This is a genomic window from Pseudoclavibacter sp. AY1F1, from assembly GCF_002931075.1.
In the GTDB taxonomy this organism is placed as follows: domain Bacteria; phylum Actinomycetota; class Actinomycetes; order Actinomycetales; family Microbacteriaceae; genus Pseudoclavibacter.
Map to the genome: position 1 here is coordinate 91,342 of NZ_PSTQ01000004.1, position 18,438 is coordinate 109,779.

15 protein-coding genes are annotated in these 18,438 nt (G+C 64.3%); 6 read left to right on the forward strand and 9 right to left on the reverse strand.

Annotation, left to right across the window (positions count from 1 at the left end):
• Positions 1 to 82 precede the first annotated feature (82 nt).
• Positions 83 to 1,513 (forward strand): MFS transporter, encoded by a 1,431-nt coding sequence (locus C5B85_RS08745; protein WP_104285643.1) that lies wholly within the window; start codon positions 83 to 85, stop codon positions 1,511 to 1,513.
• 420 nt (positions 1,514 to 1,933) lie between these two features.
• On the opposite strand, the gene C5B85_RS19545 is transcribed toward C5B85_RS08745, so the two are convergent.
• From C5B85_RS19545 to C5B85_RS08780, 7 genes are all read right to left on the reverse strand, one after another.
• Positions 1,934 to 2,173: a hypothetical protein gene (locus C5B85_RS19545; protein WP_258070681.1), complete on the reverse strand. Its 240-nt coding sequence runs from the start codon at positions 2,171 to 2,173 to the stop codon at positions 1,934 to 1,936.
• Between the two features lie 216 nt (positions 2,174 to 2,389).
• Entirely contained in the window at positions 2,390 to 2,701 is a 312-nt protein-coding gene (locus C5B85_RS08755) for a metal-sensitive transcriptional regulator (RefSeq protein ID WP_104285644.1), read from the reverse strand.
• A gap of 101 nt (positions 2,702 to 2,802) precedes the next feature.
• A complete protein-coding gene (locus C5B85_RS08760) occupies positions 2,803 to 4,167 on the reverse strand; it encodes an MFS transporter (RefSeq protein WP_104285645.1) in 1,365 nt (454 codons plus the stop codon).
• Between the two features lie 166 nt (positions 4,168 to 4,333).
• Positions 4,334 to 4,609: a YHS domain-containing protein gene (locus C5B85_RS08765; protein WP_104285646.1), complete on the reverse strand. Its 276-nt coding sequence runs from the start codon at positions 4,607 to 4,609 to the stop codon at positions 4,334 to 4,336.
• A 54-nt stretch (positions 4,610 to 4,663) separates the two neighbouring features.
• On the reverse strand, positions 4,664 to 6,934 hold the full coding sequence (locus C5B85_RS08770) for a cation-translocating P-type ATPase (protein WP_104285647.1): 2,271 nt from the start codon (positions 6,932 to 6,934) through the stop codon (positions 4,664 to 4,666).
• An 81-nt stretch (positions 6,935 to 7,015) separates the two neighbouring features.
• Positions 7,016 to 8,008: a heavy metal-binding domain-containing protein gene (locus C5B85_RS08775; RefSeq protein WP_104285648.1), complete on the reverse strand. Its 993-nt coding sequence runs from the start codon at positions 8,006 to 8,008 to the stop codon at positions 7,016 to 7,018.
• Positions 8,005 to 8,217, reverse strand: a complete 213-nt coding sequence (locus C5B85_RS08780; protein WP_104285649.1) for a heavy-metal-associated domain-containing protein — start codon at positions 8,215 to 8,217, stop codon at positions 8,005 to 8,007. Before C5B85_RS08780 ends, C5B85_RS08775 begins: the two co-directional genes overlap by 4 nt.
• A 261-nt stretch (positions 8,218 to 8,478) precedes the next feature.
• Here C5B85_RS08780 and C5B85_RS08785 point away from each other — a divergent pair, with 261 nt between their 5' ends.
• From C5B85_RS08785 to C5B85_RS08800, 4 genes are all read left to right on the forward strand, one after another.
• A complete protein-coding gene (locus tag C5B85_RS08785) occupies positions 8,479 to 10,380 on the forward strand; it encodes an ABC transporter ATP-binding protein (protein WP_104285650.1) in 1,902 nt (633 codons plus the stop codon).
• A gap of 64 nt (positions 10,381 to 10,444) precedes the next feature.
• The gene (locus tag C5B85_RS08790; protein ID WP_181064352.1) at positions 10,445 to 10,996 is read left to right on the forward strand and encodes a HEAT repeat domain-containing protein; all 552 of its coding nucleotides are present in this window, start codon (positions 10,445 to 10,447) and stop codon (positions 10,994 to 10,996) included.
• Between the two features lie 414 nt (positions 10,997 to 11,410).
• Positions 11,411 to 11,638, forward strand: coding sequence for a helix-turn-helix domain-containing protein (locus C5B85_RS08795; protein ID WP_104285651.1), 228 nt, complete (start codon positions 11,411 to 11,413; stop codon positions 11,636 to 11,638).
• Between the two features lie 4 nt (positions 11,639 to 11,642).
• Positions 11,643 to 12,824 carry a site-specific integrase gene (locus C5B85_RS08800; protein ID WP_104285652.1) on the forward strand — a complete coding sequence of 394 codons (1,182 nt, stop codon included), beginning with the start codon at positions 11,643 to 11,645 and terminating at the stop codon, positions 12,822 to 12,824.
• A 70-nt stretch (positions 12,825 to 12,894) separates the two neighbouring features.
• Here C5B85_RS08800 and C5B85_RS08805 read toward each other — a convergent pair whose 3' ends face one another.
• Positions 12,895 to 13,161 carry a hypothetical protein gene (locus tag C5B85_RS08805; protein WP_104285653.1) on the reverse strand — a complete coding sequence of 89 codons (267 nt, stop codon included), beginning with the start codon at positions 13,159 to 13,161 and terminating at the stop codon, positions 12,895 to 12,897.
• Positions 13,162 to 13,408: 247 nt separating this feature from the next.
• Positions 13,409 to 14,926: a recombinase family protein gene (locus C5B85_RS08810; RefSeq protein ID WP_374953093.1), complete on the reverse strand. Its 1,518-nt coding sequence runs from the start codon at positions 14,924 to 14,926 to the stop codon at positions 13,409 to 13,411.
• A gap of 297 nt (positions 14,927 to 15,223) precedes the next feature.
• On the opposite strand from C5B85_RS08810, the gene C5B85_RS08815 reads away from it, so the two are divergent.
• Entirely contained in the window at positions 15,224 to 18,433 is a 3,210-nt protein-coding gene (locus C5B85_RS08815) for a DEAD/DEAH box helicase (RefSeq protein WP_219819380.1), read from the forward strand.
• Positions 18,434 to 18,438: the final 5 nt, after the last annotated feature.

Sequence of the window (18,438 nt, forward strand, 5' to 3'; positions counted from 1 at the left end):
ATCTTGCTATAACCCCTACCCCCTATGGGTATAGAGTACACCGCGTCCGGATACGCCGGCACTGTTCCGCAGGAGGAAACTCATGACCACCCACCCGCCCTTATCGCCCGCCAAGCGCTGGCTCGGCCTCGTGCTCATCGCGACGGCGCAGTTCGTCGTCATCATGGACACCTCGATCATCGGCGTCGCCCTCCCCGACATTCAAAGGGAGCTCGGCTTCTCGCCCGAGTCCCTCTCATGGGTGTTCAACGCCTACGTGGTCGCATTCGGCGGCCTCCTCCTGCTCGGAGGGCGCCTGTCCGATGCATTCGGCGCCAGGAAGATCTTCGTGACCGGCTGGCTGGTCCTCATCGCGGGATCGATCATGGCCGGGGCCGCCAGCAACATCGGCCTCGAGCTCGCTGGCCGCGCCATCCAAGGCGCCGGTTCGGCGCTCATCGCACCGGCAGCACTGACCCTGCTGATGATGCTGTTCGGTGGCACCGCCGACCTTCCAAAGGCCTTCGCCGTTTACGGAGCCGCCGCACCAATCGGCGGCACGGCTGGCGTCTTCCTCGGCGGAGTGCTGACCGAGTACCTGAGCTGGCCGTGGGTGTTCTACATCACCGTGCCCATCGCAGCCTTCGTCCTCGCCTTCACCGCCACGGCGCTCCCCCGAACCGTCCGCAAGGCGTCGGGATCAATCGACCTTGGCGGTGCCCTCACCGTGACGGCCGGCCTCGCCGCCGTCGTGTACGCGGTTGTGAACGCCCCAGAAGTTGGTTGGCTCACGTGGCCCACGCTCGGCGTGCTGGCCGCGGGCATCGTCCTGCTGGTGTTCTTCTTCATCATCCAGGCACGCAGCCGAAGTCCACTGCTGCGTCTCGGTCTCCTCCGCGCTCCGCGGCTCGCCGCGGCAAACGGGGCCCAGTTGATGCTCGGGGCAGCCTGGGTGTCGATGTGGTTCTTCCTGAACCTGTACCTGCAGCAGGTGCTCGGGGCGACCGCGTTCCTCGCAGGTGCGGCACTCCTCCCAATGACCGGCCTGGTCGTGATCGTCATGATCGCGCTGGCACCACGTCTCCAGGCGAGGTTCGGCGCGAAGTCGATGATCGTCACAGGTCTCGTGCTGCTGGCCGGCGGACTGGCATGGCTCGCGTTCGTTCGCCCAGACGGCACCTACGCAGTTGATGTCCTGCCCGCCTCGCTCCTGTCCGCGCTCGGCATGTCGCTCGCGTTTGTCCCATCCCTCGGAACGGCGATCGACGCAGCACCGCCCGCCGAAACCGGCATCGCGTCCGGGCTCGTCAGCACCAGCTACCAGATTGGATCGGCCCTCGGACTCGCCGTCCTCACTGCGATCGTCTACGGCATCGCAGGCACAGACGCGTCAAAGGCAGAACTGACCCAGGGGTACTCGGCAGCCTTCATCGGCGCGGCCATCCTCGCGCTGGTCGGCGCAATCGTCACCGCAATCACCATGTCCAAGCCACGGGCATCCGCGCCGGCAGCCAAGGAGTCGATCTCCGTCTGACCGCGATCGGGATGGGCTGCTTGCGTGAGAACGTACGTCACCAGGCCGCCCGCCCGGCGCTCATGATTCCGCCTCGCTCGGATTCATCGGCTCGTCAGAAGAACCGGATCGCGCTCACCGCAGAATAGGTGGGCTGCTCGCCCGCTCTTGTCGGACCTGTCAGGCGGAAACGCAGGACAGGTCCGACAGCTCTGCTCCCGGGCCACACGGACCGACTGGCTTCGTCATCCGCTCCCCCAATCGCGCAGCCCCGACCCACTCGCTCGCTCGCTCGCTCGCTCGCCTGGTCACCGAAGCCAGACTCAGTGCGGCTGGGCCTGGTCCGCGTTCCCGTCGCCCTTCCCAGGTGTGAGTCCCGCGAGGAGGTTGAACGCACCAGTGAGGATGTTGAGCGAGACAACGCCGACGACGTCGGCGATTTCACAGACCGCACCCCTGTTGCGCCTGAACTGCGATCGAGATGCGCTCGCTGATCTTCCGGTCCAGCTTCGCTCGCCTCAGCGAGCGGCTGAGTTGCAGGTACCCGCCAGGCACCGCGGGCGAGTGCGGCATGGTCGACACCATGTCACCAACCTCACCGTGACGAGCCACGAGCTCGCCAAGCAGATCTCGGGAGGCCCCAACGGCCGTCGACGGTGTGAGACGGGAAAAGCGCGGCACGGATACTCCTTGAGTTCTTGCAGGCCCGAGTTGAGGGGCCAGCGAATACCGCATTCCGCGGCATCTGGGCATCGTTGCCCAGACCACGAATATACCCCGTGCGGGTATTGGGTATTTAGAGTCGAGAACTCAACAGCAGGTACTGATCGCCCAAGCGGGCGGCCTGCTGCAAAGCGCGACGCGAATCACTCGCGCCGGGACGCAAACGGGTTGAGATCAGGAGCGGACGAGCCGACGAATCGCGTCGCTGGCTTCCTTGATCTTCGCCTCGGCCTCGTCCTCACCGAGTCGCGCCGCGTCGACGACGCAGTGCCGGAGGTGGTCATCGAGCAAGCCCACCGCGACGACCTGCATCGCGCGCGTCAGGGCGCTGATCTGCGTGAGGATGTCGATGCAGTACTTCTCCTCGTCGATCATCTTGGAGATGCCGCGTGCCTGCCCCTCGATGCGCCGCATCCGCTTCAGATACTGGTCTTTGTCGCTGATGTAGCCGTGGTCTTCTGCGGGAGACTCAGATGAGGGTGACATGGGTCGTTCCTTCGGGGTGAGCAGGCGAGCTGGGCGAGGTGCCCGTGCGGTGCGGGAGGGATCGCGCCGACAGGCGGCGGACCCCTCCAACCGTTGCAAGGCTACCGGCCGTCGCCCGTCTGGCCCCTCGACCCTCGCTCGCCGGAGGCGGACGCCGCGGAAGATGCGCCCTCGCGTTCCGCAGGTTCGACCGGAACATTGCTGCGGAGCTCTGCGTTCGGATGCTCCGCCTCCTTCCCGTCGGGGATGTCACGAATCCTGAGTCGCCGCACGGTGGCGATCGCGCAGAGCACGACGATCACGACGCCGATGATCGTCATCGCACCCCGCAGCGTGGCGGCCGGCACGAGCAGACCCGCGACGATCGTGGGAACGCCGAAGGCGAGGTACGAGACGATGTAAATAACCGCCATCACGGCTGCACGCTCATTCGGGCCGACGCGCGGCATGAGCGTCTTCAAGACGCCCATGAAGGCTGTCCCAAAGCCCGTGCCCACAACCGCCACCGTGAGCAGGTAGACGGGCAGGGAGTTCAACGCCAAGGCGAGCAGGCTCAGTGCGGTTCCGACGCCGAGCGCGGACGTGCCGTAGACGCTCACAAGCCGTGCCGAACGACGATGGAGCAGGACGGATGCGACGATGCCCGCGGCAGCGAAAATCGGGATCGCGACGCTCTGCTGAGCGTGCGTCGTCGCACCGAACTCCTGCCCGACGAGTGACGACCCAAGGGCAAGGAACAGTCCGTTTGTTGCCCATCCGGCGATGATGGCAGGCACCGCGACCCCGAGCGGTCGTCGCAGCCTCGCGGGAACCTCCAACCGTGACCTGGTGGGCTCGACTCGCACGCCAGCCGAGCGGGTCAAACCAGTCGAACCAGCCGAGCGGCTCGAGCGGGGCGCCTCCGGCGTCGCCCAGACCACTGCGGTCGCCAGGAGGAACACGACTGTCAGGGTGCCGAAGACTGCACTGGATGCGTCGACGACGAGGTCAAGGACGAAAGCCGAGGTGATTGCACCGATTCCGAGGCCCGTCATGGCCGCGATGGTGTTCCACAGCGAGGCTGCCTCCGATTGTTTCGGCGGCGCGAAGTCGACCACCATCGCAGACAGCGCTGGCAGGAGCAGGCCGGCAGCGATTCCCTGCAAGGCCCTGGCGATGAGCAGCATGGCGAGGCCGCCAGATTGCCAGAAGAGCACGAGGCTCGCTGCCAGCAGCACTGACCCTGCCGCGATGACGGGGCGGCGCCCGACCGTGTCGGAGAGCGCGCCCGTGAGCAGCAGGGTCGCGAGCATCGTGAAGGCGTAGACGGCGAAGATCAGCGTGATCGCGACCGGCGGCAACTCGAATTGGGCAGCGAACTCCGGGTAAAACGGAGACGGCGCGCTGGCGGCGATCATCAGCAGCATGGTCGCGGTGATAGCAAAGCCGAAGCCGCGCCGGCGGCCCGCGAGAGGCAGTTCTGACATCAGACGGGAACTGCGCCGACGGCGACTTGCTGCGATCGCGACCCGGACGGCGCTGGAGCAGGCCCGACCGATTCGAGGTACTTGGTGATGGGCATTGAAGGGGGTGTCCGTTCAGGTCGAGTCGACCGAGGTGAATTGTCTGACGTCGTCCGCGTTCGGTGTACAGCTAGGCCATATTCGCGGCGTACTTGGCCGGGTCCGAGTCGAAGGCGGGGCCGCATCCGGCACAGCAGAAGTAGTACCGCTCACCCTCGTGGTCTCGGTAGAGGCCGACCGCTTCAGCGGCGCTCTTGTTGACGGGGTTGCCGACCATGACCGGACACGTGGTCATGTCGTCGTTCACGTCGCTCGCCATCAGGTTCTCGCGGCCGTTGCTCGCGGTGGCGGGGTTGGGGGCGCTGGTGCTGCAACAGCTCGAGGGTGCCTGTGTGTGGTTCGTCATGCGGGGATAGTTCCTTTCAATGGTGGGGTGAGGGCGCGGGGTGGCGCGGTCGCGCTACTGCTTGGCGACGGTCTTGAATCCGCGCAGGCGCAGGCTGTTGCCGACGACGAAGACGCTGGAAAGCGCCATCGCGGCCCCTGCGAGCATGGGGTTGAGCATTCCGAGCGCCGCAACGGGGATAGCCGCGACGTTGTAGGCGAAAGCCCAGAAGAGGTTGGTCTTGATCGTGCTGAGCGTCTTCCGGGACAGTCGGATCGCATCCACCGCGCTGCGCAGATCTCCGCGCACCAGGGTGATGTCGGATGCTTCGATCGCGACGTCAGCGCCGGTGCCCATTGCGAGACCGAGGTCGGCCTGCGCGAGGGCGGGGGCGTCGTTGACGCCGTCTCCGATCATCGCGACAACTTTGCCTTCGCTCTGCAGACGGGTGACGACGTCGACCTTGTCCTTGGGCAGCACTTCGGCGATAACCGTCTCGATGCCAACAGCTGCGGCGATCTGTCGAGCCACGGCCTCGTTGTCTCCGGTGAGGAGAATCGGGGTCAAGCCGATCGCCTTGAACTGCGCGATCGCTTCGGCGCTCGTCGGCTTGACGGTGTCGGCGACGACCAGGATGCCGCGGGCCCGTCCATCCCAACCCACGGCCACAACCGTCTTGCCTTCGCTCTCGATGCGTGCCTTCGTGGACGCCAGCTCAGGGCTCAGCGACTGCGACCACTCGGCGAGCAGCGACTCGCGGCCCACCAACACTGCGTGTCCGTCGACGATGCCCTGCACACCCTTGCCCTCGATGTTCGCGAAGCCTTCTGGCGTTGGCAGGGCCCCGACCTCTTGGGTCGCACCCTTGGCGATTGCCTGCGCGATCGGGTGCTCCGAAGCTTCTTCGAGCGCACCCGCGAGTCGCAGGAGTTCGGTCCGTTCCGTGCCTTCCTCGACAAACGCGTCGACGAGGCTCATCTTTCCCGTGGTGACCGTCCCGGTCTTGTCCAGCACAACCGTGTCGACCTTGCGGGTGGATTCCAGAACTTCTGGGCCCTTGATGAGCACGCCCAGCTGGGCGCCTCGACCGGTGCCGACCAGGAGTGCCGTCGGAGTTGCGAGGCCCAGGGCGCAAGGGCACGCGATTACGAGGACGGCCACAGCAGCGGTGAAGGCCGCCGTCACCGGGAATCCGGCGCCAAGCCAGCCACCCAGGGCGACGAATGCGATCACGATCACGATCGGCACGAAGACCCCGGAGATCCTGTCCGCGAGGCGCTGCACCTCCGCCTTCCCGGTCTGGGCGTCCTCGACGAGCTGGGCCATCTGCGCCAGCTGCGTGTCCGAGCCGACCCTGGTTGCACGGACGACGAGTCGTCCGCCCACGTTGGCGGTGGCCCCGGTCACCGCGTCGCCCTCGGCGACTTCGACCGGCACGGCTTCGCCGGTGAGCATGGATGCATCCACTGCTGAGGTCCCGGAGACCACAACACCGTCGGTGGCGATCTTCTCCCCCGGGCGCACGATGAACTCGTCGCCAACCGCCAGATCTTCGACGGCGATCTTCGTCTCGACCCCGCCGCGCAGGACGGCGACCTCCTTCGCGCCGAGTTCCAGCAGCGCACGCAGCGCCGCCCCGGCCTGCTTCTTCGATCGCTTCTCGAAGTACCGGCCGGCAAGGATGAACATCGTCACCCCCGCGCCGACCTCGAGGTAGATGTTCGCCGCACCATCAGAGGGAGCCAACGCGAACTCGAAGGGATGCGTCATGCCGGGAGTTCCGGCGGTGCCGAAGAACAGCGCGTACAGCGACCAAAGAAAGGCGGCGGATGTGCCCATCGAGATGAGCGTGTCCATCGTGGCGGCGCCGTGCTTCAGGTTCGTCCACGCGGCCTTGTGGAATGGCCACGCGGCCCACAGGATCACGGGTGCGGCCAGCGCGAGCGACGCCCACTGCCAGTAGGTGAACTGGAGCGCCGGGATCATCGCCATCGCGACGACGGGAACCGTCAGAATGATCGCGCCGATGAGCCGGTTGCGCAGCGATAGGAGCTCGGGATCCGCGTCGTCAGCGTCTCCTGCACCCACGTCGTCGCGCTTCTTCCCCTTGGCCACGGGCATCGCGGCCGTGTACCCGGTCTTCTCGACCTCAGCGATCAGCAGTGCCGGGTCGTAACCGTCAGGAACGGTGACCTTCGCCTTCTCTGTCGCGTAGTTCACGGTCGCGACGACGCCGTCGAGCTTGTTGAGCTTCTTCTCGATTCGCATCGCGCAGGAGGCGCACGTCATTCCGCCGATCTCCAGCTCGACACCTGCCCCGACGTTCGGGGCCGCTGATGGACTCATGTGCTTCTTCTCTTCTCTTGGCAGTGCAAAGGTTCAGTGCTGCGGCTATCGACCGCGGCGGGGCAAGGCGAGCCCTGACGGTCAGTGCCCGTCTTCGTGTGACTCTTCGTCGGCGTCGGTCTCGGGTGCGCTGTGGCCGGGGTCGGTCGCGGGTGCGCCGTGGCCGGCGTCGATCACGAATTCGGCGGTGTGCACCTGCCCGTCGACCTGGAAGTCCAGGTAGAGGAGGTAGCGCCCGGCAGTCGGTGCCTCCGCGAAGAAGCCGATGTCCGGGCCGGACACCTGACCCGCCTTGGGTTCCTCGCCCTCGGCGTGCACGTGCAGAAATGCGAGGTCGCCCTCCCGCAGCGCGACGAGGTGGCCAAATGCGCCAAGGTACGGCTCGAGCGTGGTGATCGGCGCGCCATCTCGTTCGACGCTGAGCGTGAGCTCGCTCGCCGTGCCTGTTGCCAGGTCTCCGTCGAGCGTCACGGTGAATCCGTCGACCTCGGACACCCGGGTTGGCTGCGGCGCCACGGGAGCGAACTCCCCCGCCACCTGGAGGGTGTGGGTGAGCGTCAGGCCTGTTGCCTCGGCACCCGCTGGCGTGAAGTCCGCAAAGACTCGATAGGTTCCGGCCGCAGCCCACTCCCACGGCACCGACCAGGTGCCTGTGGATGCGTCGAGGACCGGATGGACGTGACGGAACTGGCTGCCGTCGGATCGGGCCACGATCAGGTGCAGGTCCTTGTCGTGCGCGGTCGTGTACTCCGTGACCGGGGTGCCGACCGCATCCTGAATCTGGAACGTCAGCTCGCCAGGCTCACCGACTCCCGCAGGAGCATCGATTTGCGACAACACGTACCCGTTGAGGCCAAGAGTGAGGCCCTTCAGCTCGTCCGCCGCGACACTCGCGGTGGGAGCTGCCTCAGTTTCGCTAGACGTGTGTCCGCCCTCGTGACCGTTCATTTCCGCACCCTTCGTCCAATCACCCACAACACTCTCCGGGACAACGACGCCGGCGAGGCCGAATGCCGCGCCGAACGCCACCACCACCCCGAGCCCATATACCGCTAGTCGTGCGCCTGCGTTCATGCCGCTGGCACCGCCGTGTACCCCGCCTCCGCGACGGCGGCCAAGATGCGCGCGTCTTCGACGGGGCCGGAGCTGGTCACCACGAGCTTGCCGGTCTGGGCACTCACCTGAATGTCCTCGACTCCGGTCACCTCGGCGACCTCTTCTCGAATCGACATCTCGCAGTGCCCGCACGTCATGCCCGTCACCTGGTACTCGTTCGTGATCATTGCGTCTCCTTCGAAAACTAAATACCCCTACCGGGTAGCTGTAACTGCAACCGTATACCCCTCATGGGTATTCCGCCAAGCCGAGAAGGGCGACATTCCCGGCGCGCACGCGGGAGGGCGATCCTGTTTCTCACGAGGCGGGGCGCGCGCGTCTCTCTCCTGGAGTCTCCAGCCGGCAGCACACTCCGCCCCTGGCGGACAACCCCGATTTGGGACAAGCCGCGGCCTAAGCTGAGCCCGGCATCCACGGAAGGAACCGCTATGAGCATGGAAGGCGTGGCCTGGAGTTCGCTCTACAAGATCTCGGACGCCAAGAACAGCAAGAACGGCATTTCCCGTGAGTCGGTGCGGCGAATCTTGACGTTCGCGGTGCCCTACCGGTCGAAGCTGGTGATCTTCATCGCACTCTCGATCGTGGGCGCTGTTCTCGCGGTCGCGACGCCGGTGCTCGCCGGCCGGGTGGTTGACGTCATCGTCGCGAAGGGCGCGCTCTCCACAATCATCTGGCTCGCCGTGCTCATCGCGCTCGTGGCCATCGCCGACGCGGGCGTATCGCTCGTGACGCGCTGGTACTCGGCGCGGATCGGCGAGGGCGTGATCCTGGACCTCCGCACCGCCGTCTTCAACCACGTGCAGAAGATGCCGATCGCGTTCTTCACCCGAACGCGGACGGGCGCCCTCGTGAGCCGCCTCAACAACGACGTGATCGGCGCGCAGCAAGCGTTCAGCGGCACACTGTCGGGCGTGGTCACGAACCTCGTGGCGCTCATCCTGACCCTGATCGTCATGCTCAGCACGTCCTGGCTCGTGACGGTGCTTGCCGTGATCATGCTCCCCATCTTCCTCATCCCCGCACGCCGGATGGGGGGCCGCCTCGCCGCGCTGCGCCGCGAGGCCGCCGACCACAACTCGGCGATGAGCACGCAGATGACCGAGCGTTTCTCGGCGCCCGGTGCGACCCTCGTCAAGCTGTTCGGTCGGCCGGATGAGGAGGCCGAGGAGTTCCGCGTCCGCGCGGCCCGCGTTCGCGACATCGGGGTCCGCACCGCGATGCTGCAGTTCGTCTTCTTCACCGCGCTGATGCTCGTCTCCGCGCTTGCACTCGCCCTCGTCTACGGACTTGGTGGCGCCCTCGCGCTCGGTGGCCAGCTGGAAACCGGTGATGTGGTGACCCTGGCGCTGCTCCTCACCCGCCTCTACGCGCCGCTGACGAGCCTCGCGAATGCACGCGTGGAGATCATGAGCGCCGTGGTCAGCTTCGAGCGCGTCTTCGAGGTGTTGGACCTCGAACCGCTCATCCAGGAGAAGCCCGACGCCGCAGTCGTTCCTGACGGCCCGGTGTCCGTCGAGTTCGACGATGTTCACTTCGGCTACCCGTCCGCCGATAAGGTGTCGCTCGCCTCGCTCGAGGAGGTCGCCACGCTGGATACGCGCGGCGGCGAGGAGGTGCTGCATGGCGTGTCCTTCCGGATCGAGCCGGGGCAGACCGTCGCTCTCGTCGGCACGTCGGGTGCCGGCAAGTCGACGATCGCGCAGCTCCTGTCTCGCCTGTACGACGTCGATAGTGGCGCCGTGCGCCTCGCTGGCGCGGACGTCCGCGACGTCACCTTCGCCTCCATGCGGCACACGCTTGGCATGGTCACGCAGGACGGCCACCTGTTCCACGAGACGATCATGTCCAACCTGCGCCTCGCCCGGCCCGAAGCGACCGACGACGAGGTGTGGGATGCGGTCCGTCGCGCGCGGCTCGAGCCGCTCATCCGCTCGCTGCCCGACCAGCTGGACACCATGGTCGGCGAGCGCGGCTACCGTCTGTCCGGCGGTGAGCGTCAGCGGATGACGATCGCGCGGCTCCTGCTGGCCCAGCCGCGCGTCGTGATCCTCGATGAGGCGACGGCAGCGCTCGACTCGACGTCGGAGGCCGCGGTGCAGGCGGCGCTCAGCGAAGCGCTCGAAGGGCGGACGGCGATGGTGATTGCGCACCGCCTGTCCACCATTCGGAGTGCTGACCTGATCCTCGTGATCGAGGATGGCGCGATCGTGGAGCGCGGCACGCACGAGGAACTGCTCGCCGCGGCTGGCCGGTACGAGGAACTGCACCGCACGCAGTTCGCGGTGCAGAAGATTGTGGCGGCGGATGAAGATGCGGCGGGCGGATCCTGAGTTCGACGCGGGAAGGCGCCTCTTTGGTCAACTGACCGGAGCGCGGTCCGCGTAGGGTGATCGGATGCCTGACATCTCCTCTTCAGATCCTGCGCCCGTTCCTGTAGACCTGCCGCTCGAGCAGCGACTGGCGGCTGCCGTAGAGCGGTACGGTCAGTCCGAGTTCGTTGAGCGAGCACTCGGCCTCATCAAGGGGCAGGACGAAGGCGACGACCTTCTGCTCTTTGTCGGCGGAGACCACGCGCAGGGAATCCTCGATGGTGCGCCCGTGCTCTACTGGCCCGAGCTCTGGGGCACCCGAGCGCTGCTGTACGTCTGGGACGAGTCGGCCGCGCCTGCGGTGATCGGCACGCTCGGCAACCCGGCTTGGCGCGTCCGTGAAATGGGAGCAAGGGTTGTCGCGGCGCGCAACCTCCCAGTAGCGTCCGAACTCGCCGGGCTGCTCGGCGACAGCGTGGCCCGAGTGCGATCGGCAGCCGCGAGGTCTTTGGGAGCCGTGGGCGCCCTAGAAGACGTGGATCGCCTGCGCCCGCTGCTGAAGGATCCCGAGATTGATGTGCGGCGTAGTGCGCAACAGGGCATCGAAGCGCTGCGTGCGAGGTTCCCGCGAGACTAGAGCTCGTCATGGTGGGGCTTGACCCACCGGGTCTGGGGGGTGAGGTGAGGTCGGCGACGACGCTCCGAAAGCACGAGACGGGCGGGCTTGCTGGCCAGTCGGCTCTGCGAGCTCGCCGTCGACTTCAGCAAGGACTACCAACCCACCGGCAACCCAAGGCACCCGCCCGAAGAACAAAATAGCTCGAACCTGCAACTGCAGGTTCGAGCTATTTCGATGTCTTGCGACATCTCACCGTCGACCGAAAGGTCCCGGAAACTCAAGGGTTTCCGGGACTTTTCCGTAGGTGAGATTTGATCCGGTCATCACATTGCCATCTAATTGACCTCTCCGCGGCCATTCCTGGCTGCTCTACTCCGGCAGCCGTCCGTTGCTGGCGGTCGTGCTCGGTTCTCTGCGACGCACCTGTTCGGCATGGATACCGAACGCATCGCAGAGAACCCCTGGGGTCTGGAGCCCTTGCTCGACGTCGGCGAGCTCGCCGCCTACCTGGGCGTGCCCGTCTCGACGGTCTACGACTGGCGCACCCGTGGCCTCGGCCCACGCGCATACCGCTTCGGCAAGCACCTGAAGTTCGCCGTCTCCGACGTGCGCATCTGGATCGAGCAGCAACGCGACACGCCTCCCTCGGACGGGAGGTGACGAGATGAGCCGCCAGCGCCTCACGATCGGCACCTTCGGCGACATCGGCTTCCTCACGAGCGCAAACGGTCGCGTCGTCGCCCGCGCCCGCTATCGCGACTGGGACGGCAAGAACCGGCTCGTGCAGGCGACGGGCGACACCCAGCGCGCCGCGGAACTCGCTCTGAAGGCCAAGCTCGCCGAGCGCACCCTGTTCCAACCCGGCGGCTCTGCGCTCACACCCGACAGCCCATTCCCCGACCTGGTCGCCTATTGGTTGGAGGATCTCGAGCTCGAGGATCGGCTCTCGAAGACGACGCTGCAGCTCTACGAACGCAACATGCGCACGCTCGTGCTGCCCGCTTTCGAGCACCTCACCCTGCGCGAGATCGGCGTCGCCCGCTGCGATCACTTCTTGAAGCAACTCGCGAAGCAGAGCTACAACCGCGCGAAACAGGCTCGTGTGGCGCTGAAACTCGCACTCGGGCTCGCGGTGCGGCACGAGGTGCTGCCGCGTAACCCGATGGATCACGTCTCTCGCCTGCGGCGGCCTGCCTCGACGCCGAATGCGCTGACACCCGCCGAGGTGAACGCGATTCGTGCAGCGATCGCGTATTGGGAAGCCGGGCGCTCGCCATCTGGCCCAAAACCGGACGGACAACTTAGCGCGATCGTCGAGGTGATGCTCGGCACCTCCACGCGTATTGGTGAGGCGCTTGCGATCCGTCGCCGAGATATCGACATCACGAGCGCAACTCCCTCGATTCGGATCAGTGGCACCATCGTCACGCACCGCGGCGAGCCGACGATGCGACAGGATCACCCGAAGACCGCGAAGTCACGGCGCACGGTCGCAATCCCGTCGTTCACCGCCGAGGCTGTGCGGCGTCGCCTGACGCGACTGGAAGACTCGTCGCTCGACGCGCTGCTGTTTTGCAGTAGGGAGGGAACCCCGCTCACGACGAACAACGTGCGCCGTCAACTCCGGCATGTGCTCGACCTCGCGGGCATCACCGGCGTCACACCGCACATGTTCCGCCGCACGGTCGCGACCGCGATCAACGAGCAGGGCGGCGTCGAGCTCGCCGCCGAACTACTAGGGCACACCGACCCTAAGATTACGATCCAGCACTATATCCGCCGCAACGAGATGGTGAATCCGGCTACCGCGGAGATGCTGGATCGCGTCTTCTCGAGGGAAGAGTGAGGCTGCTCTCCACCGCGCTATTTTAAGTGGAGAACCTCATACGGGAGAGTGGCCGGAGGATCGGATGGTGTCACTGCTCGGAGCGCTCAGGACTCGTCATATGAGTGAGCACTGCCTGCAACTCGGCGACGATCTGTTCAGGCACGAACTCGTCTGCGCTATTGAAGCTCTCCCAGAACCGGTCGTACGCCTCCGTCGCGAACTCCAGGAAGCCCCAGAGCGCAGGGGCCTCTTGTGCGACTGCGGTGAGGAACTCCGCCCAGCGATCGCGGTCCTCGAGGAGATACGCGATTCCTCGCACCGCGTTGAGCCGGGCCTCATCATTGTCGAAACGCATGTTGCTTCTCCTTAGATCATCGGACGAGTCTTGTTCATGCCCTTCACGACAGGTGCGCGCCGCCATCCCAAAGTTCTGATGGAAGCGGTGACGGGGCCACGATCTGCCGCTTGGGACGAGCGAGGCTGATGGCTGGCGAGTGGCGCCAGGTAGCGATGGGCGGGCCAAGTTCGCAGTGAGAAGGTCAGGGGTTCGAATCTCCTTAGGTCCACTCAAATCAGCTGTGCGAACACCGCCGCTGGTCGCTTCAGCAGGACAGGACCTCTAAGACCTCAGCGCGCATCTCCACGCGCAGATTCTCGTTGGCTGGGCCGATGAGGATACGGCTGAACAGTGTGTTGTTCATCTGCTTCCGCGCATCCGACGTCGCGGCTAGGTAGCGCGCGTGAGCGTCATTGAGAAGATCGAGGACGCCGATGACGCGCCGCACGATGGAGCTCGTATCCTCGCTGAGGCGTTCGCGTTCTCCTGCGATCCGGGTCAACTCCTGAGATAGCTTCTTCTGCTCCTTGGTGAGGATCTCGCGGGGAATGCCATCCGAGTAGTAGAGGTCGAGCAGCTTCGCCTGACGCGAGGCCAGAGCCTCAGCCTGCTCGTCGAGTTCGGCCAGTCTCTGGTCGCTGTCGCACGCGTCGCGGTCGAGACGTCGTTGATGAGACTGCTCAATCTGCCGTCGCTGTGCGCCAGAGATCTCAACCGATGAATACGCTGCTTCAACTTGGCGCTCAACGTCCGCAACCGGAAGTGCCTGCTGCGTGCATTTTGGAGCCTTCTGCCTGCCGGAACAGACGAAGTAGTTGTAGATGCGCCCGCTCTTTGAACGAGCTTTGTGCACGAGGAGTCGCCGATGACAGTTGAAGCAATAAACCGTGCTCTTGAGATAGTGCGTGTGGATGCGGCTGCGCTCGCCGTTACGCCGAGCACCGAGGAGCCGCTGCACCGTATCCCAGGTGGATGCAGAGACGAGCGACTCGTGTGATCCGGCGTGCTGGGCACCGTTCATCGTGACAATGCCCTTGTAATACGGGTTGGTCAGCACTCGGTGAAAGCTCGTGACGGTAGGAACTGCGGGTGGTCGTGACGGTGTCGGTCGAGTTCGTAGACCTCGCTTCTCGAGCGCAGCCACGAGCTGAGCGACGCTCCAGTCACCCGTCGCGTACGTTTCGAATGCCCAGGCGACGTGTGGGGCTCGATCCGAGTCAACGATGACGGTTCGGTACTCTTGTCCGTCATCAGTCTGGAGCCGGACATTGAGATAGCCGATCGGTGCGCGACTCGGAGTCCCACCCTGGATGACTTTCTGCCGCATACCCTTCATGACTTCTTGCGCAAGGTTGCGTGAATAGAATTCCGCGATCGATGCCATGATCCCGTGCAGCAGCACACCGTTCGGTGTCATGTCGATCCCATCTGTAGTCGAGACGAGACGGGCACCTGCAGCATGAACCGCCTGGCTGATCGTGATGTCGTCAGCACGTGATCGGGCTAGCCGGTCGAGCTTGTGGACAATGACGTAGTCGACAGGATGCTCTCTCAGGTAGGCGAGCATCCGTTGAAGCTCCGGACGGTTTGTACTCAGCCCAGATTGACCGCGGTCGACAAACTCGGCAGAGATGAGAGCACTCAGCCCATGTGCCTGCTTCCTGTTCGCCTCGCGCTGGGCAGGGATTGAGAAGCCGTCTCGCTCGCCGTTTCGCTCCGCTTGGCGCGCAGTGGATACGCGGATGTACGAGACGGCCGACAGCGGCGAGAACGCAGTATGGATAGAAGTTGGAACGTGGGAGGGCTTTAGAAGATGAGTCATTCAGTCAACGTTGGCGCTCCCATGCCCAAGGAGCGGAAGGGCACGTGCACTGGCTCATGCGTGTCGTCTGGTCGCGGCGATCCACATGCTGGAGAATCAGAGGGATGTCTGACGAACTGTCGGTGACCGCGTCACCGATAGGAGGTACCCGGTGACAAGCTCATCTCTCGCAAAGCCACCTTCAGCGAACGAGCAGAGCGCCCGTCGCCGGCCGTTCTCGTGCAACGCAAGCCATGTCTCTGCCGTAGCCAACGGGCGATGGCATCACTGGCCAAAGCGGATCGGGAGACAGCGATGAGAACCGCATCCGTGTGGGCGACGGAAAGCGCTGTCGGCAAGAACATCATCAGACAGTTGTTGGTTCCGGCCCACGACTCACTAATCCTCAGCGAAGACGAAACAGAGACCGCCCGCAGCCAATACGGCGAATGCTCCACGGCTTCACCAGATCAGACTCAACCTGATGACGGAATAGCTGCCGTACTACCGATCGACAAGGCCGAGGGCGTGATCGAATGGATCGGCGAGAGAGACCCGATCCCTGCAGAGAAGATCCTCGACTCCTTTGAGGGCGCGATAGGGTTCACCGCCTATGACCGACCACACAGCCTGCGCCGTCCACAGATCGGTGCTCTGCACTCCATCCTTGGCTACCAATCATCAGGCCTCACTGAGCCAGGAACCGTGGTCATGCCGACGGGGACCGGCAAGACAGAAACTATGCTCGCGTGGCTGGTCGCGCGACGCCCGGAACGAGTCCTCGTAATCGTTCCCTCGTCCGCGTTACGGGAGCAGCTCGCGTCGAAGTTCGAGACGCTCGGCATTCTTCAACAGGAAGGAATAGTCGGCCCGGGCGCGCTCAGACCACGAGTAGGACGAGTCTCTGGCCGATTCGACAGCGAAGAAGATGCCGCCAGCTTCGCAGCTGCCTGCAACGTTGTCATTGCGACTCCCAGCGCTATCAACGCCTCAAGCGAATCGGTACGCCGGGCCTTCTTCGCGGGGTTCACGCATCTTCTGGTCGATGAAGCACACCACGCTCCAGCTCGCACCTGGACCGAAATCATCCGCGCCTTCGCTGACCGCCCTGTTCTTTTGTTCACTGCGACTCCCTATCGGCGTGACGGACGCACGCTGCCGGGACGTGTGATCTTCCGCTTTCCGCTACGAGAGGCGCAACGAGAGGGCTACTTCAGCAAAATCGACTTCACTGCCGTCCTCGATCTCGATGACGACGACGAGGCACTCGCTAAGGCCGCGATCGCCCGGCTACGAAGTGACCTGGCCGCAGGACATGAACACCTCCTGCTAGCACGTGTCGATACGAAGTCGAGAGCTGACGAAGTCCATGCGTTGTATTCGCGGCTAGCACCGGACCTCGCTCCGAAAGTGATCTATGACTCGCTTGGAGTAAGAGATCGAACCGCAGCTTTACGAGCGATGCGCAACCGTTCCAGCCGCGTGATCGTGTGCGTCGACATGCTCGGCGAGGGCTTCGATCTGCCGACACTTAAAGTCGGCGCGTTCCATGATGCGCACCAGTCTCTGAGCCCGATGGTCCAGCTCATCGGGCGGTTAGCAAGGACATCGTCTCCAGTTCCGATCGGCGAAGCGAGCGTCTTTATACGCCAAGACCCTAAACAAGCACTCTCTCCACTCCGGTTCCTCCTCCGAGAAGACCCGGATTGGAACAAGGTCCTCAGTGACATCACCGAGCGTGCGACCGAACAAGCTGATGAACTCAGCGACTTTGAAGCGTCGTTCATCGAGACACCGCCCGACGTTCCCGTCGGCCTCTTGGAGCCAAAAATGAGCGCGCGAGCGTTCAAGGCCACAAACTTGGATTGGGATCCACTCGCGGCGCGGCGCATCTATGGAGATAAAGTCTTGGACGGACTTGTCAGCGTCAACCAAGACAACAGCATCGCGTGGTTCGTAATCGAGTCGATCACTGACCTTAGATGGGGCGATATTCCTTCCATCCGTGCCACTGACTACGCACTCATCGTCCTGTTCCTCGATCGGTCTCAGGGCCTCCTCTATGTTCACTCATCTGACACGAAGCGCGGCCTGGATGATCTCGTGGAGGCGGTTCTTGGGCACGAGCCCATACCGGTCAACGGATTCGACACGTTCAAGGTGTTCGCTGGACTCGACCGTCTCGTGCCAACGAACATTGGCCTACTAGACGCCCGGGATCGCGATAAGCGGTTCTCGATGCACGTCGGAAGCAACGTCGAGACAGCGCTGACGGAGGCAGAGCAGAGCAACAAGACCAACACCCACGTCGCTGCCAAGGCATTCCAGGACGGCGAACGAGTCACCATATCCGCGGCACTTTCGGGCAGATTCTGGTCGATGAGGGCTGCGTCCAACCTCGTTGAGTGGCGTCGTTGGTGTCACGACCAAGGTACGAAACTTCGCGATAGCTCCGTTGACGTCCGCTCTCTGTTCCGCGAGATGATCATTCCGATCGACGTGAAGGAACGGCCTCCTCACCCGTTCCTGGCGGTCGAATGGCCGTGGGATCTGTATCTCGGGGCAGGTACCTCGTCGCGCGTCGTGTACGACGGCTCGGGCGTTCTTCTCACCGACGCGGATTTGAGAGTTGACGACTACGGCACCGTCGGTCATCTTCTCTTTTCGGTAGTCACCCCAAACTGGGAACTCGCGTACGAAGGACGGTTCAGCGAGAGAGGTATTCACTACCGCGCAGTAGCCGACGATGCCACGGTCGAAGCCGGACGCGGGACCAGTTCACCACTGTCTACGTGGTTGAACAACCACAAGCCGACGCTGCTGCTCTCTGGCGATCGGCTGATTACGGGAGATGACCGGCTTCTTGAGCCGCGCACCGAACTCGCCCCATACCCCCGGGAGAACTTGCGCACTCTCGACTGGGCAGCAGGTGGCGTGAACATCACGGTCGAGTCGCAAGGCCGTGAGCGCAGACAAGACTCGATCCAGGCATTCATGGCCCGACACCTCTCGGAGAACCAGACCTTCGATATCCTCATCGACGACGACCGATCTGGTGAGGCGGCCGACCTCGTTGGGCTCCGAGTTGAGGGCGGGAATTTTCACGTCACCCTCGTGCATTGCAAATATTCATCGAAACCAGAACCCGGATCGCGACTTGCCGATCTCTACGAAGTGTGCGGGCAAGCGATGCGAGGAGCTCGGTGGCGAGACAAGGCCGCACTGCCGCTTCTCGAACACCTCGATCAGCGGGCCGGTGGCTACGAACGCAGCTTCGGCGGTTCGGCGTTCGAGATCGGCGATCGAGGGGCACTGTTCAAGATCAGACAGCAAGCGCCGCTGCTGTTCCCACGCTTCACGACGATCATCGCTCAGCCAGGCCTGAGCATCGAGGCCTCAAGCGTCGAGCAGCTTCGACTGATTGCGGGGGCAGCTTCATACGTCCAGGCCGTCACCAAGGGAGGTTTCGAGGTGTATGGATCGCGATGAGAATT